Origin of the sequence: Mesorhizobium sp. M1312, from assembly GCF_040318115.1 — a bacterium.
GTDB lineage: Bacteria > Pseudomonadota > Alphaproteobacteria > Rhizobiales > Rhizobiaceae > Mesorhizobium.
Genome location: NZ_JAMYLQ010000059.1, coordinates 1 through 15,547 on the forward strand (window position 1 = coordinate 1; position 15,547 = coordinate 15,547).

The 15,547-nt window shown below is 57.9% G+C and carries 17 protein-coding genes and 1 pseudogene; 7 read left to right on the plus strand and 11 right to left on the minus strand.

Annotated features, from left to right (window positions below):
• The first annotated feature begins 1,119 nt into the window (after positions 1 to 1,119).
• From tnpA to NKH36_RS33555, 4 genes are all read left to right on the plus strand, one after another.
• Complete coding sequence (tnpA, locus tag NKH36_RS33540; RefSeq protein WP_352966057.1) at positions 1,120 to 1,455, plus strand: IS66-like element accessory protein TnpA; 336 nt, start codon at positions 1,120 to 1,122, stop codon at positions 1,453 to 1,455.
• Between the two features lie 38 nt (positions 1,456 to 1,493).
• Positions 1,494 to 1,736, plus strand: coding sequence for a recombinase family protein (locus NKH36_RS33545; RefSeq protein ID WP_352966058.1), 243 nt, complete (start codon positions 1,494 to 1,496; stop codon positions 1,734 to 1,736).
• Positions 1,733 to 2,065 (plus strand): recombinase family protein, encoded by a 333-nt coding sequence (locus NKH36_RS33550; protein ID WP_352966060.1) that lies wholly within the window; start codon positions 1,733 to 1,735, stop codon positions 2,063 to 2,065. Before NKH36_RS33545 ends, NKH36_RS33550 begins: the two co-directional genes overlap by 4 nt.
• A 103-nt stretch (positions 2,066 to 2,168) precedes the next feature.
• Complete coding sequence (locus tag NKH36_RS33555; RefSeq protein WP_352966061.1) at positions 2,169 to 3,479, plus strand: hypothetical protein; 1,311 nt, start codon at positions 2,169 to 2,171, stop codon at positions 3,477 to 3,479.
• A 574-nt stretch (positions 3,480 to 4,053) separates the two neighbouring features.
• On the opposite strand, the gene metK is transcribed toward NKH36_RS33555, so the two are convergent.
• The 4 genes from metK to tdh form a co-directional block, all read right to left on the minus strand.
• On the minus strand, positions 4,054 to 5,226 hold the full coding sequence (gene metK, locus NKH36_RS33565) for a methionine adenosyltransferase (protein WP_352966062.1): 1,173 nt from the start codon (positions 5,224 to 5,226) through the stop codon (positions 4,054 to 4,056).
• Between the two features lie 55 nt (positions 5,227 to 5,281).
• A complete protein-coding gene (gene glyA, locus NKH36_RS33570; protein WP_352966064.1) occupies positions 5,282 to 6,619 on the minus strand; it encodes a serine hydroxymethyltransferase in 1,338 nt (445 codons plus the stop codon).
• A gap of 27 nt (positions 6,620 to 6,646) precedes the next feature.
• Positions 6,647 to 7,003 carry an ArsR/SmtB family transcription factor gene (locus tag NKH36_RS33575; RefSeq protein ID WP_352966065.1) on the minus strand — a complete coding sequence of 119 codons (357 nt, stop codon included), beginning with the start codon at positions 7,001 to 7,003 and terminating at the stop codon, positions 6,647 to 6,649.
• Between the two features lie 706 nt (positions 7,004 to 7,709).
• Positions 7,710 to 8,744, minus strand: coding sequence for an L-threonine 3-dehydrogenase (tdh, locus tag NKH36_RS33580; RefSeq protein ID WP_352966066.1), 1,035 nt, complete (start codon positions 8,742 to 8,744; stop codon positions 7,710 to 7,712).
• On the opposite strand from tdh, the gene NKH36_RS33585 reads away from it, so the two are divergent.
• Entirely contained in the window at positions 8,734 to 8,982 is a 249-nt protein-coding gene (locus NKH36_RS33585; RefSeq protein WP_352966076.1) for a hypothetical protein, read from the plus strand. The genes tdh and NKH36_RS33585 overlap by 11 nt on opposite strands.
• 368 nt (positions 8,983 to 9,350) lie before the next feature.
• Here NKH36_RS33585 and NKH36_RS33590 read toward each other — a convergent pair whose 3' ends face one another.
• Entirely contained in the window at positions 9,351 to 10,508 is a 1,158-nt protein-coding gene (locus tag NKH36_RS33590; protein ID WP_352966067.1) for a porin, read from the minus strand.
• A gap of 77 nt (positions 10,509 to 10,585) precedes the next feature.
• On the opposite strand from NKH36_RS33590, the gene NKH36_RS33595 reads away from it, so the two are divergent.
• Both NKH36_RS33595 and hemN read left to right on the plus strand, forming a co-directional pair.
• Positions 10,586 to 10,834, plus strand: a complete 249-nt coding sequence (locus tag NKH36_RS33595; protein ID WP_352966068.1) for a hypothetical protein — start codon at positions 10,586 to 10,588, stop codon at positions 10,832 to 10,834.
• 732 nt (positions 10,835 to 11,566) lie between these two features.
• Positions 11,567 to 12,892, plus strand: a complete 1,326-nt coding sequence (gene hemN, locus NKH36_RS33600; protein ID WP_352966069.1) for an oxygen-independent coproporphyrinogen III oxidase — start codon at positions 11,567 to 11,569, stop codon at positions 12,890 to 12,892.
• Between the two features lie 477 nt (positions 12,893 to 13,369).
• Here the strand turns inward: hemN and NKH36_RS33605 are convergent, their stop codons facing one another.
• The 6 genes and pseudogenes from NKH36_RS33605 to NKH36_RS33630 form a co-directional block, all read right to left on the minus strand.
• Positions 13,370 to 13,693, minus strand: a complete 324-nt coding sequence (locus NKH36_RS33605) for a type II toxin-antitoxin system PemK/MazF family toxin (protein ID WP_352966070.1) — start codon at positions 13,691 to 13,693, stop codon at positions 13,370 to 13,372.
• Entirely contained in the window at positions 13,690 to 13,914 is a 225-nt protein-coding gene (locus NKH36_RS33610; protein ID WP_352966071.1) for an antitoxin MazE family protein, read from the minus strand. Before NKH36_RS33610 ends, NKH36_RS33605 begins: the two co-directional genes overlap by 4 nt.
• Before the next feature lie 161 nt (positions 13,915 to 14,075).
• Complete coding sequence (locus tag NKH36_RS33615) at positions 14,076 to 14,297, minus strand: amino acid--tRNA ligase-related protein (protein ID WP_023800914.1); 222 nt, start codon at positions 14,295 to 14,297, stop codon at positions 14,076 to 14,078.
• Positions 14,298 to 14,325: 28 nt separating this feature from the next.
• Positions 14,326 to 14,463: pseudogene (locus NKH36_RS33620) on the minus strand (amino acid--tRNA ligase-related protein); the annotation flags it as partial.
• A 381-nt stretch (positions 14,464 to 14,844) separates the two neighbouring features.
• The gene (locus NKH36_RS33625) at positions 14,845 to 15,123 is read right to left on the minus strand and encodes an HU family DNA-binding protein (protein WP_023800917.1); all 279 of its coding nucleotides are present in this window, start codon (positions 15,121 to 15,123) and stop codon (positions 14,845 to 14,847) included.
• A gap of 110 nt (positions 15,124 to 15,233) precedes the next feature.
• The coding region (locus tag NKH36_RS33630; RefSeq protein ID WP_352966072.1) for an aspartate 1-decarboxylase at positions 15,234 to 15,547 on the minus strand (314 nt) is incomplete at its 5' end.

The following is a 15,547-nucleotide window of genomic DNA, read 5'->3' on the forward strand; positions in this document are numbered from 1 at the left end:
AACTACGCTCGTAAGGACGACCTTAAGAGCGCAGCCTCGCTATCGTAACTTGCTCGCGCAAGGCGGCCCTCGCCGGAGGCGTACCGAACCGCATTACTTTCTCCATAGATTCGCGGTCACGCCCTTACGGGTGACAGCCGGTTTATTTTCGAGGAGTATTTCTGCAGCATGGCCAGCTCTGAGCTGGCGCTGGTTCTTCTTATCATCAACGTAAGGGACCTAAACCCGTCGTCGGTTATGGTGCGGCTGTCCTCAATGCCTGGCGCCGCTTCTTCTCAAGGCACAGATGGAAACGTATCTGATCGGCTCGACCAGTCAAGTTGATGCGTCCACCTAACGGCGACTCCGCTATCGGCGGGCTGCTTAGGGTCGACCTCAGCCGTTCCGAGTGATCGGATTTAGGAGCCTGGGTCGTGAAGTCCAATATTTCATCGCAAATCGCGGACCTACCCCCCTTATCCTCCTGATGTCGGAAAATATTGGGCAGGTTTTTCGGAAAGACAATTTCAGAAGTCCGCTGGCCTCCCGGAGCGCAGCGAGGTCTATCCACCCCAAATTCTCATTTCACTCGCTTCGCTCGCTCCATGAGAATTTGGCCGTATACATAATTCCACTCTATAGTCATATCGATGATGTGGGCAGAGCGCCTAGTCCTGTTCGAACCATATAAGGAATACGTGCACGCGCGCGAGGCATGGATACTCAGTTTCCTGAATATCTCAGTTTAGGATTGGCCTTTGACCTTGATCCGCCGCACCCGCCGCATAGGTTCGCGGGGCAGGCGTATTCTGAATTTGTAAGGCTTTCCGCGGAAGCCCTCCCTTTGTAGCAATCCACGTTCCGATAGCGAACCAATCGCCTTCTGAACCGTGACGGGGCTAGTGCGGCCAAGCCTTTTTGCGATGTCCGCTATTTTCAATCTAACGAAATCCCCGGGGCGCTCCGCTTCATGGTGAAGCAGTAAAAGAATTCCAATCTCAGCTCTTGAAAGGGACTTATCCGTTCGGACAGCATCAAGATGCTTCCAAAGCAACTTCAATATGTTAAGCGCTGTCCCGGCGGCACCTTTCGCGCGTGGATGTAAGGGACGATGTTCGAGGCCTTTGAGGGCTTCGACATATGACGATTTCAGAGTTTACGCTTAAGTCCAAGGACGAGGAGCCGGTCCGTCGGCTGGAGATCTTCACGGGTTCGGGTCGTCGGCGTGAGTGGCCGCCGGAGGAGAAGGCCCGGATAGTGGCGGAGAGTTACGAGGCGGGCGAGACGGTTTGTGCTGTGGCACGCCGGTATGGACTTTCCCCGCAGCAATTGTTCACCTGGCGTCGGGCTGCTCGCCGGCCGATGGGGGAGGCAGCGATATCGGAATCCATGTTCGTGCCGGCGGTGGTGACGGCAGCGCCTCCGAAGCCTGCGGCGAAGCATTATCTGGACACAAGCAAACGTTCGTTTGCGTGATACGAGCTTCTTATAATCGATTCTAACGGGAGCATCGGATGGGAACCGCCACCAACAAGCAACATAACATATTCGTAGCTTATTTTCGGGTTTCGACGGCCAAGCAGGGCGAAAGCGGATTGGGGCTGGAGGCCCAACGTTTCGCCGTCCGCGATTTCATCGCCCGTCACGGCGGCGAAATGGCGCGAGAGTTTGTCGAAATTGAAAGCGGACGGAAATCGAACCGACCTGAATTAGGCCATGCCCTCGCATATGGCCGAAAGCACAAGGCAACGCTATGATCGCGAGGCTCGACCGCCCCGCCCGAAACGTTTTTTTCGTTTCCGGCCTCATGGAATCTGGCGTCAACTTCATTGCGCTGGACATGCCACAAGCCGACAGGTTCATGCTTCACGTATACGCGGCGATGGCTGAGGAGGAAGCGCGCCGTATAAGCCAACGAACCAAGGATGCGCTCGCTGCATCGAAGGCTGCGGAACCAAACTTGGCAAAATGGTGCATCGCTCGCAGCGAAATACCCGGGCAGGCCGATGTTTTCGCCTTGCAAATTGGTCCGCAACTCGCTCTTTCGCAGAGGGCATCTCGATCAGATGCATGTGCAAACTCCTGAACGAACGTCATCTACCGGCCTACGGGGGCGGGAACTGGCACGTGACATCGGTCGCGAGGACATTGCGGCGATACCGTTCACTAACACAGTCAGGCACGCATCAATGAAGGACCTCACGACTAAGGAGCTAAGAACTTTATTTTCGCATGCAGACGCCTTATTCAACAAGAAATCGTTTATAGCTCATAAGTCTTTTTCTGAGATTCCGAAAGACAAGTATTTTGCGCGTGAGATAAAGATCGGCAAGAATAAACAAGTGTATTTGACCGATCATGGGCTCAAGAACTTCGTCAAGGTCGTTGAGCTACTCGACAAACGTGACATTTTTTCCGGGCAAGCGGAATTCTCGAATATCTGGAGCGCCTGGAAGGCTACCGTCGAAAATTGGTTCTCAGATGGCCTCCAGCCAGAGAGAGGCAGTGAAGTCGTGAACGCCATAGCGGATCGTCTGACCCCTACCATTCGAAAACATAATTTCATCGTTCCAATTTTTGGCCTCGAACTCGGAAGGAATGAGCCCTTTCAAGTCGGATCGATGTCGATTTTGCGAGACCCGGAACCGCTGCTGGACAGAACCGGTGTCGCGCGCAATTCCGATGACATCTCTTCCATCCAGGAGCTAAATCAAGGCAACCTCTGGCTCTTTGGCTCAGCGCACGGCACTGCGAATGTGGCTCAACGGGTGTTTTCCGAACAGGCTACTTTGACCGTTGGTCTGATCGCTATTGCGGCGGCAGCTAGATATGAAGGAGGCGCCACCGCTTTCCGGATAGGGATTAGTATGTCGCCGGAAGACACCTTGGGGCGCGCGGCCTGGATGTCTTGGGACGACGTTGAGAATAGTCTTACGACGCACTACAAATTCGCAAGAGGGCAGCCGTTTGCGGTCGATACCGAGCTATCTTCTGTATCAGATGATATTAAGATGGTGCAGCTGGCTTTCGCGATCTTGCAGAAGGAGAAAAAAACTCCTCTCGAAGAGGCCATCGAGAGAGCTATTTACTGGTTCTCAGACGCCCACCGAGACTCGTCACTAGTCATGAGAATCGTCAAATACTGGAGTTGTGTCGAGGCATTCTTCTCGCTGAAAAAGGAGGAAATAACGCATTCGGTTTCGGCGGGACTCGCCAGCATACTAGTTTATGGTGGTTTTCGGTACGCCGACCTTTCGGAATACAAACCCCTAAAAAAGCAAATCAGCAAACTTTATGACGTCAGATCAAAAGCTGTCCACAGCGCCGCACATCGCCACGTAACGGAGGAAAACGTTGCCCAGTTTAGCCAGTGGGTCGCTTGGATGATTATCGAAATTGTGGGCCTGAGTGCCCAGGGTTATACGACGCTTGCCCAACTCAAGGAACAAGTCGATCGGCTGGACTCTATCAGCCGAACGATACCGGGCGAGAAATCTTGACTGCTTCATACAGGCGAAGCGTCAGGTAGCGCTTAGCAGGCGAACCGGGCGTGATACTGGTGCATAGAGAGGCGACATACTTTTTTGGGGGAAGCATGCCTTCTGTCACCGATCCGGCAAGAGAACTTGCAGACGTCTTCGAGAGGTTTTCACCGGCTGTAAAAGGCCGCGGTGACGATCATTTGGCCTCGCAGTTCGGCGTCGCCGCCCCCAGGTCGAACAATTCACTACAAATGATGCGTGGCTCTGGAGCCCGAACGCGGCTGGGAATCTGAGGCACGAACGGATACTTGGGTGGATGAAAGCGCCGAAGCCGCAAAGCCTCGTGCGCTACTACAGCTACTGGGGAATTGCTGACATATTTTCCGCGATCACCCGAAAGCCGATGACACGAAGTCGCCTATGGTTGGGGGTGCAAGAACTTGTAGATATGCGGAACAACATCGCGCACGGCGATTTTGCTGCACAAGCGACCCAGACTGATGTCATCAGATATGTTCAATCCGTAATCACGTTCTGCGAGCGTGCCGATAGGGTCTTCTCGCGCTCTCTAGGGCCACTCTGCGGAGGTGCTTCACCTTGGTAGCTTCGATGCGCGGCGCAAGTCCTCGGCTCTGTCCGTTCTCTCCCAGGTGAATTCGGGCTCTTCACGGCCGAAGTGCCCATACGTCGCCGTCTTGCGGTATATCGGGCGTAAGAGATCAAGCATCTCGATAATGCCCTTCGGTCTGAGATCGAACAGCTCAAGAATAAGGCGCTCGATCCTTTCTTCCTCAATCGTCGCGGTCCCGAACGTGTTGACCATGACAGAAACCGGACTGGCCACGCCGATCGCGTAAGCAAGCTGAACCTCGCAGATCTCCGCAAGTCCGCTCGCAACGATATTCTTTGCGACATACCGCGCCGCATAGGCAGCCGAACGGTCAACCTTGGATGGGTCCTTGCCCGAAAAGGCACCGCCGCCGTGACGCCCCATCCCACCGTAGGAATCGACGATGATCTTGCGTCCAGTGAGGCCGCAGTCGCCGCGCGGCCCACCAACCACGAACCGCCCCGTTGGATTGACCAAGATCCTGATTCCCGTCGTATCCAAGTGGGTCGGCAAGATCGGCTTTATGATCTCCTCAATGACGCCTTCTCGGACTGTCTCTTGTGAGACCGCCTCGTCATGCTGCGTCGACAGGACTATGGTATCCAGCGCCACCGGGCGGAAACCTTCATAGCGTATGGACACCTGAGATTTTACGTCCGGACGTAGCCAGCTAAGCTGCCCCGCTTTCCGGACCTCTGCCTGTCTTTTCGTCAAACTGTGGGCGAGCTGGATTGGCAAAGGCATCAGTGTATCGGTCTCGCTGCATGCGAACCCGAACATGAGGCCCTGATCCCCCGCTCCCTGCTCGAGGTCCTGCCCTCGACCCTCGTCAACGCCCTGGCTAATATCGGGCGATTGCTCGGTGAGGGCCAGAACAACGGCGCAACGCTGACCGTCAAAGCCGATGGCATCATCATCGTATCCAATATCGAGAATCGTATCGCGGGCAACTTGGCTGTAGTCGACCCGCGCATCGCTGGTAATCTCGCCAGCCAGCACGACCATCCCTGACTTCACCAACGCTTCACAAGCGACGCGCGCCTTCGGATCGGTGCGGAGGATCGCATCGAGGATGGCATCCGAGATGTTGTCGGCCATCTTATCGGGGTGTCCGGCGCCAACCGATTCGGAAGAGAATACGAACTGCCTAGCCATGGAATGCCCTCGCTTCGGGTGTTGGAATTTTGTGGGCCATTTTGATTAGGCCGCTTTACCTGTCGGTGATGCCCGGGACCTCGAACGCAGTGCACAAGTCGGCAACGTCTCTTCGCACGCAGGCATGAACGTCCGGATCGTTGGGTTGGCGGCAGACCAAGTCAATGAACGCGGCGATCTGCACCATTTCCCCCTCGCGCATGCCCATCGACGTCACGGCTGGCGACCCCAAGCGAATTCCGCTTGTGACCGCCGGATGGCGCGGGTCGCCCGGCACCATATTAAAGTTCGTAATGATGCCTGCCTTCGCTAACCGCTCGGCATAGGCCTTGCCTGACAGTGGTCGATCGCGAAGATCAAGGATCAGCATGTGATTGTCAGTGCCCCCGGTGACCAGGTCATAACCTCGGTCCAGAAGCGCCTGGGCCAGAGCCTTGGCATTCTTGACGGTCTGTTGGCCGTAGCTTCGGAAGGACGGGTTCGCGGCTTCGTGCAAGGCAACAGCTAGCGCAGCGATGACATTCATGTGGGGCCCGCCTTGCAGGTGAGGGAAGACCGCCCGATCTATTCGTCTCGCGAGATTGTATTTGCTCTTTGGATAATACAGAGCCTGATAGCGGTCTTCGTTCCTGGACAAAATGAAACCACCGCGGGGACCGCGGATCGACTTGTGGGAGGTGCTGCTGACCACGTCGCAATGGCGCACGGGATTCGGGTGCGCTCCCGCGGCAATCAGGCCACTGATGTGCGCAATGTCGGCTACGAGATAGGAGTTCGCTTCCAGGGCGATTTTTGCCATTGCCGCGTAGTCAAAGACACGCGGGTAAGCAGTTCCGCCGACCCAAATGAGCCGCGGGCGTTCCCGCTTGGCTGTCTCGCGCAAGCGGTCATAGTCAATCTGCTGTGTCTTTGCATCTAGTCCGTAGGGGACGCGTTGATAGTCAGTTCCGGAAAAGTTGATGGCCCAACCATGAGTCAGATGGCCCCCTTCCGGAAGGGGCAAGCCCATGACTTTGTCACCGGGGCTCAAAAGCGCCCGATAGACAGCCTGGTTGGCCGGCGAGCCGGAATAAGGCTGGACGTTGGCATGCTCGCTGCCAAATAGTGTTTTCAAGCGTTCAATGGCTAGGCTCTCAAGCTCATCAAGGATCTCGTTTCCCGCGTAGTAGCGCGCAGCGGGGTACCCCTCGGCGTACTTGTTCGTGAAAATCGAACCGGTCGCTTCCAGCACTGCCGAGGAGGCAAAGTTCTCAGATGCGATTAGTTTGAGCGTCGTCCGCTCCTGCCGCTCCTGCCTTAGAAGCAGTTCGTGAACGCGGCAATCAACCGCGGCCAAGGGAGACTGTCCGTAAGTGTCGGGCTGCGCGATGGCGCCGTCGGCGGAGTTGTCCATGGTGGTTTCACCTCCAATTGGACTGATCTATTTCACGGTCAAGCATGCGGTTCCCTTCGACCGCGCGTCTTGTGTCGCTGCGAGCCGTTGAAGGTCTCGTTTGTGATAGCCATCGCCGTGGGGCAGGAGATCGACCAACAATTGAACCAGCCCGCCGGCGTTACCTCCTGCTTTGAGATGGTACAAGCACCACGGACGTTGTTCGTTGCAGTAAAGAAAGTCGGCTCTGGCGAGCAGCCGGACGTGTCGCACAACGTGCTCGCGAGGCAGACCCAGAATCTCCGCTAGCTGGCAGACTGTTAGGTCCGCACGCGCGCAAAGGCCTAGGATTCGAAGGCGATCTAAATGCGCTGCCGCCCGTAGGCGACTGACCAGTGTCATCATTGGTCAGGATCAAGCCACATGAAAAGCCTGGGCTCTCGTCCTAATGAATTTGTCATTTCGCGTTCTCTACAGATGTTGCAGCTTTCGAACCAATTATATGGCTGGTTGCCCAGCGACAGGACAATCTCGGTGGCCGTGAAGATACTGTTTTGAGCCGAAAATGGCTGTGTTCGAACAACCAAGATGAGCGCTCTTCTTGCCATTGCCTTAGCCGAAATTGCTCGCAGTTCGGCGGGTCGGAGAATAAGCGGCGCCACGGTTTTGACCCCACTGAGCTCAGACGTTGCAATAAGCCTACCATTCACAGCGAACTGGAGTTGCTAAGAATCTATGAATTTCCTTGAAGGATCTGTTGCAACGTTTGCCCAGCCCGCTCTTGCTCCCGGCACACATCGCTCATGCCTGCGCCGTCCAGAAGACGGGCCACGAAGCGTAGCCGTTCCTCCATCACCTAACACTCTCTCCACGGCATCAACACCTCCGACCAAAAGCGGCGACGGCGATGAGGTGGCTATTCAACGGTTGCCAGTTGGAGCGAACGGTTCGGCAGTCGAATGCGCGTGGTACATTGTGCCCTTGATGAGATTGAACGCCGTGCAACTGGGGACTCGAGCGGGAATTGCTGGCAAAACTCAGCGCTGGCGAAGCGCACCGCGATCACAAATGGATTGAGTGCGCTCAAGGGCTCTGGGCAAGGATTAGGCGCTTACCAGTCCATCACTACCTTGCCCGAATTGCCGCTGCGCATCGCGTCGAACCCGGTCTGGAAATCGTCGATGACGATGCGGTGGGTAATGAGGCCGGTGACGTCGAGCGGGCCTTGCACCAGTGCGATCATCTTGTACCAGGTCTCGAACATCTCGCGGCCATAGATGCCCTTGAGATGCAGCATCTTGAAGATGACCTTGTTCCAGTCGATCTCGAAGCCGGTCGGCGCGATGCCTAGAATGGCGATCTCGCCGCCATTGTTCATGGCGTCGATCATGTCGCGGAAGGCAGGTGCGGCGCCAGACATTTCGAGGCCGACGTCAAAACCTTCGGTCATGCCGAGCGCCGGCATGATATCGCGCAGCTTTTCCTTCGACGCGTCGACCACATGCTGGACGCCGAGTTTCTTCGCCAGCGCCAGCCGCACCGGGTTGATGTCGGTGATGACCACTTTTCGTGCGCCGACGCACTGCGCCACCAGCGCACCCATGATGCCGATCGGCCCGGCGCCGGTGACCAGCACGTCCTCGCCGACCAGATCAAAGGACAGTGCGGTGTGCACGGCATTGCCTAGGGGATCGAAGATTGCGGCGATCTCGTCGGACACGTCGTCGGGTATCGGCACGACATTGTGCTGCGGGATCGCCAGATATTCGCCGAAGGCGCCCGGCCTGTTGACGCCGACGCCAAGCGTGTTGCGGCACAGATGCCCCCTGCCAGCACGGCAGTTGCGGCAGTGGCCGCAGACGATGTGGCCTTCGCCCGAAACACGCTGGCCGATCTTGTACTCGGTCACCGCCGTACCGAAATCGGCGACCGTGCCGACGAATTCATGGCCGGTCACCATCGGCACCGGCACGGTTTTCTGCGCCCACTGGTCCCAATTGTAGATGTGAACGTCGGTACCGCAGATCGCCGTTTTCTTGATCTTGATCAGAACGTCGTTCGGGCCGATCTTCGGCACCGGCACCTCTTCCATCCAGATGCCCGGCTCGGCCTTGGCCTTGACCAGCGCCTTCATCATGTTCGACATTCTTTTGTCCCTTGAATCTCTTGATACGGAATCGCTTTTCGGTTCCGGCCGTTCAGGAAATCACACCGAGTTCCCGCCCGACCGCGCCGAACGCCTCGACCGCCCGGTCGATGTCGGCGCTGGAATGGGCGGCCGACATTTGCGTGCGGATGCGCGCCTGGCCCTTCGGTCCTCGATCAGCCTCGCTTATGCTCTGGAGCTTGTTCTCTCGCGCCCGAATTTCCGCGGGGATGGCTGAACCGAGGCGATCCATTTGCGGATTTTCAAGTGCGTCGGGCCCGCACCCCCACAAACGCTCAACAAGTTGAACACGTCCTGAACCCGACTGGGACTTCAAGTTCGGACCTGAAACCTGGCCGGGTACTGCTGGATGGCAGGGGCCGTCAAGCGGGCGGAAGGGATGAGGAAATGAAAGAGCTGCAGATCAAAATACATAATCGAGCGATGAATATCGCCTGCGCGATCATCCGGACCAGATCTGATATGAAACACCGTGCGGCCCCGAGATCGAGGCTCCAATCTCGTATAGCTTCATGCGACGTTCTCTTGGAGTGTTGCGGGATTGGTCCGCTCAACCGGATCTCGGAGCTCAACCCTTTCATCCCATTAGAATGAGCGTTCGAAACGCAGGATTCCGCTGACACTGCTCTTCTTGTTGGCGTTGGTCCAGGTCACGTTGGAAGCGTCCACCTTGCCGACGGCGAAGTTGCCGTAGCGGCCATAGTCGAGTTCCGCCGTAACTGTGAAATCTGGAAGAAACGCATAGGCGACGTTTGCAGCGACACCATGGTTCTTGAGCTGATCACCGGAGAGCTGAAGCTTGAACGAAGTTGTCTCGTTGAGCTCGTAAGCGGCGCCAGCCCAGAAAGCCCAGTTCCCGCCCCAAATCTTATAGAAGCCTCGACCATGAGCGTCGATCGCGTTCGTGGAGTCGTCGTTGAGCTTGCCATTGGAACCGTAGCCGAACATTCCGAACAGCAACAGTTCGTTGGTGACATTGATGTCGACACGGACCTTGGCGGCCACCGATTCGTAGTTGCTATCATAAGCGGCAACGCCGGTGATCGCGCCCCAGCCATGTGTGTATTTCAAGCCGCCGACTACGTGCGGAGCGTAGCTGTCGATTGTGCCGACCACGCCCGAGCCTTCTTCGAGCGAAACCACGGCCGAAAAGCCGTTCCCGGCGTCGAAGTGGTACTGAACCACATTGGTATCGAAAGCGCCGGACGGAACCGGCGTCTGGTTGAGTACGTCACCCGCGCCGCCGATAAACATGTCGAAGGCCGACCAGTCCTTACCAACTCGGAGGCCACCAAGCTGAATCCAGGCGAAAGTCAAGGTGCTGTCTCCGTTGAAGGCATAGGACCGAGAACTGTCCGAAACCGAAGTGTGGCGGTTACCGAAGTTCATGCGGGTTTCGGTGTAGGTCTTCAACGTGCCGAGTTCGGTCTCCTGGCCGGTCCAAGTTTTCAATGTGAAGCGCGTGTTGTTTTGCCATGTGCCCTGATCCTCACCAGTCCTCACATCCGAGGTTCTTGCGTGATCAAACAATCCGACATGGCCCAAGCCGACGTCGTAACGGACATAGCCGCCGATGCGCACGCAGGTCTCAGTGCCTGAAATGTAGACGTAGCCCGAGCCGTAGACGTCGCAGATTTTAACGTACTCAGTCGGGTCAGGCTCGGCAACGGCGGTCACGGCGCGAGCGTCGGAAACGGCAATCAGTGCCGCAGTTGAGCCGAGGAGGAGGCTCCTAATGTTCATTGTTGATCTCCGTTCAAAGAGTAAAAGGAATGGACATCCAGCAAATGAATTCTTGCTAAAGGAAATAGTCGATAACGATGCGCATTGAGTTGAATTTGAGTAGTTTTGATGCGCTCGTCGTGCCAGATCTTCAAGAGAAATTGCGGATGATTGGGTATTATTGTTACAAATATGAAATCGTTATTACAAAAATAATTATCGCCGAAACGACGCCATTCAACATTTCTGTACAAATCATCACTGCCATCTCCGCTAGTGTGGGCGGGCCGTCACAAAGGCTTCTACTGCAAATGACGTGCCATCCTGAAGACCCAGCTGCGGCTTGAAGCTCAAGTGTGCCGGCCGACCTTGGTTCGCGCTTCCTTCCTTTTTGCCTTGCGGGTCAACCCAAGCACGAACGGCAAACGTTTCGGCTACGGTGCGTCTGTTCGCTTCGCGACAGTTTCGTTCAATAGCGACAGCTTTGTTTGCTGTGAGCCCCGTTGAGGCATCATGCGGCGGCACCGCTCGGTACGACGCCGTCATTTTGGCGAGCGCGATGGTCCGATAATCACGCGCTGAACAGCCTTGCCTCCACCACGGAGTCAGTAGGCGCGCCAGCCTTGGCATTGCGGCGGACCTGACGGTCGCGTCGAGCAGGTTCTCGTCCTGATAGACGGCGCGCCACAGCTAATGCTTCTTGCCAGCAATTCACACAACGAGCTCATCGAGATGCCAGAGATCACTATGGGGCGGCGCTAGCTGGCGAGCAAAGTCTGGTCCCAACGCCGTATTGTCTCGTCGGATGCGGCAGCCTCGCTCAGCAGAATCTCCTCGACCAGGCGCAGGCTGAAGGGAAGGGATCGTGGAACCAAACGGTGCGCGTGAGGGTCTCGGCGGGAACAGCCATGGCCAGTCGCTGACCGAGTGCTCAGACCATCGCTGTCCAGCCAAGACTGAACGGCGCCTATTGCTGCGAAATACAAGTTTCGAGCCCAAGCGGAACGGACTGACATAGCGCAAAGACACAGGCGAGCGCAGCGGTAAGGTTGGTGGTTATCAGCATGGGACGGTAACTGTTGCAGACCACAAAATATCGCGAGGCCGGCCTGCCTTGGTACACTATCTATCCGACTGTGTCGGAGTTCTCTGGGGCGGTCGGCGCCGAGGCTTATGAGGAATGGCTCAGGAACCTGCCGGCTGACGATCCGGTGTCACTCTATTTCCACGTTCCGTTCTGCCGATCAGCGTGCTGGTATTGCGGCTTCCCCACCACCATCACCCGCCATGATGCGCCGATCCTCAACTATCTGGCGGTGCTGCGTGACGAGATCCGTTTGATCTCGGAGCGAGCGCCGCAGGCGCTGCCCGTGAGCGACGTGCATTTCGGCGGCGGAACGCCGTCTCTCATCGGACCAGCCGAGTTCCTCGCTCTGATGGAGTTCCTGCGACGCCGCTTTGCTCTCACGAAAACAGCTACGGTCGCCGTCGAGATTGATCCGCGCACGTTCACGGCCGAGATGGCCGAGGCCTTAGGAGCAGCCGGCGTGAACCGTGTGAGTCTCGGCGTACAGAGCTTCGATCCCGTTGTTCAAAAAGCGATCAACCGGGTTCAGAGTGAGGCGCAGACGGCGGCTGCCGTCGAGATGCTGCGTCGGCACGGCGTGAGCCGCATCAACTTCGATCTCATCTTTGGTCTCCCTCATCAAACGGTGCAGTCCTGCGTCGAGACCGCGAGGGCGGCGGTCGCAATGCGCCCCGACCGGCTTGCGGTGTTCGGCTACTCGCACATTCCATCCCAGATAAAGAATCAGCGCCTCATCGAGGAGGAATTTCTGCCCGACAGCGCTGCCCGCACTGAACAGGATGCGGCCGTGGCCGCGACGCTGATTGCCGCTGGCTACCGAGAGATCGGGCTCGACCATTTCGCCTTGCCGGACGACGAGCTCGCGCTGGCACAGAAAACCGGTCGCCTGCGGCGTAACTCGCTGGGCTACTCAGCCGACACCTGCAGAACGCTGATCGGTTTCGGCGCGTCGGCTATCGGCCGCGTCGGCGAGGGGTACGTCCAAAACGAAGTTACACGGGATTCCTACATCCAGCACATCGCAGCTGGCCGTCTGGCGACGTCAAAGGGCTATCGCCTCACCGACGACGACCGCGTGCGCGCCGCAATTATCGAGCGTCTAATGTGCGATCTCGAGGCCGATGTGCCGGCAATCTGTGCCGCCCACGGATCTGATCCGATCCGTCTTCTCGGTTCAGCTGAACCCTTGGCGATGCTGGCCGAGGACGGGATAGTGGACTTCGAAAACGGTTTTGTCCGCGTACGGCGGGAGCATCGCTTTGTGATTCGCGCTGTCGCTGCCGCATTCGATGCTTTTCTCGACCGGGTTGCCCCGTAAACACAGCCCACACCAGTGTGAGGGCATGGCGACGCCAAAGCGAAATTCGACGCCATGGCCGAAAACCTGTCATGAAGCGCCGCCATTGCGTGGCGCGGGTCGAGATGGGCCGCGCCGCGGAAAGGCAAGCCGCGGCGGAATTTGCCGGCGAGGTCAGACTCCAGGAGCGCAGTTTCGTCTTGTTTGACTCGCCCCGAGATGCGGCTGGCGAACCGGTTGGGCTCGCTCGCACCGCGCGGCGCGGCCACGACCAGCGTTCGCCCGCGTCATCTGCCTGGGGCATTGCCGCCTTCCATCAGTCGACGGTGTCGCGTCCAGCATCGACTGTTCGGCACGTTCACGCTTGCACCATGGCGCCAGCACGCCGCCGCCGAACCACGACATATTGCCGCCAAGGGCTGTGCCTTGTCTCCCCAACGTCACGGCCGTGCCGGGCATGGTGAGCTCGGGATGAGGCCGGCGACGCCGGCGCCTGCCTCAGGCGAGCCCGAGAAAAACGGCCAGTGATCGAGTGACGGAAAGCATGGTTTCGTCATCGAGGTGGCCGAAGGGTTGTCGGAGCTTGTCGCGTTTCACCGACATGGCTTTGTCGATCATCACTTGCGACGGCTTGGGCAGCCCGTTCTCGGGCATCGGGCGAACCGTGGGCCGGATCAAAGGGGCATCCACCAGTGTTCCCGACAGCAGCAATACCGTCACCGTGCCGGTGTCCTCGAACTGATCGGCCTGTATGATGAGAGCAGGGCGGGGCTTCCCGAAGTCCCCCGGCATGGCGACGGTGACGAGATCACCCCGCCTCACGCATCGGCCTCGTCGTCCAGATCGGCAAGCGCCGCATCCATGAACGCTCCTAGATCGTGGTCAGCCTCGTCGGCCGCTGCGACCACGAGGGATTGACGGCCACATTCCTCCGCGAAGCCCGGTCTGCGCGTGTCCGGAACCCAGATTTGCACCGGGCGCAGTCCCGCCGCCCGCAGGGCATCCCTGCGCTTTTGAACCCTCTCGTTGATAGGGGTGGGCATGACGGCATCTCCACCGAAATCTGTTACATGTAACAGATAGGCAGAGAACCGCTATCCGTCAAGCAGTGTCCCAAAAGTCAGCCACGAAAATGTGCGTTTCGCGACAGAGTTTTGCGACAGAAATTTCGTGAAAATTCGATATCGGCTCAGGATTCGCAAACTTAGCAATTTTTCGACAGAAGCTCAGGGTCGCAGGCGCGTGGGGGGCGGCTCAGTAGCATGACGGAGCGGATGCTTGCCGCGCCCAGTGATCGCATCAGCAACCGGCCAAGGCCGATGCCCATGCCGCCATGCGGCGGGCAGCCATGGCGGAAGAAGGCAAGATTGTCGCCGAGCCCCTCGAGCCCAGCTGCGTTCGCGGGCCTGTTCCACGAGGCGGTCATGGCGATGCCATCGCTGAGCTCCTATAGTAACCTCAAGGCCGCGCCAGAGGAGATCGAAGCCCCGCTTCAGGCCGGGACGATCGGGCCGGCGCATCTGGTAGAAGACCCGGGCGACGGCCGGATAGTCTGTGACAAACAGGAACTCGTGCCTAGTCTTTGCCATCATATGTTCGGCAAGCTGACGCTCGCCCTCGCTGTCGAGATCGCCCGGTTTGGTCACTGCGTGCCCGAGGCTCTGGAGCAGATCGCAGGCCTACTCGAAAGTAATCTAATCTTCGGAAAGGGGATCGTGGGCACCGCGACCTTCCCGCCGAAGAGCTGCCGGATCAGCCTCGCCATGTCTCACCGCGACAACTGACAGGGCATGCGACAGCCAGCGCTCCCCAAGCGCCATCAGCTCGTGATGGTCCTCGATCCAGGCGACTTCCATGTCGATCGAGGTGAACTCGGTGCGGCCGCCACCACGCGCTGGCCGAGCGCGAAGCGATACTGCCGGAAGCGGACGGCTGCTTCTGCAGCGAGCCGCCTGTTTAGGAGGCTCGACCGGTCAACCGTTGAGCGCGTCCTTCACGGCCTTGGCCGGAGTGAACGTGAGCTTCTTCGATGCGGCGATCTTGATTGTCGCGCCCGTCGCGGGATTGCGGCCCTCCCGTGCCGGGGTGTCTTTCACCTTGAACTTGCCGAATCCCGGCACGTTCGTCTCCGCGCCGCTCTTCGCCGCGTCAGCGATCTGCTCGAACACGCGCTCGACAATGGTCTTCACCTGCACCTTCGTTAGTCCCTGTTCGCCGGCGATCTTGTCTGCGATCTCGGTTGCTGTCGTCATGGCATAGCCTCTGTTTCGTGGGGATCTTTTTCCGGTATGACAATAAAGATTGCGGTGGGAAAGGGGCGACGGCGCTATCTTCCCCAGCAAAGTTACATGTCAGGTCTGCGTCAGATCAGGGCCGGAATGACCAAGGCCGTATTCGCCTCGTCAAGGATGGAGAAACTGTACCGGCCATGTGGGTCGAGATCGACCGAGTAGCTCAGGCGGTCACGTATGTGGTTGTCCTGGTCGAAAGTGACGATCCGCGGCTTCAGCGAGGTGATTTTCGTTTCGTCCAGGTAGATGGAGTTGCAGACAATGATCTGATCGCCGGGCTGGCAGGTGCGGGCGGCAGCACCATTCAGGATGCAGCATCGTGAGCCGCGCTCGCCAAGAATGACATAGGTCGAAATCCGCGCGCCGGAATTCTTGTTCCATATCT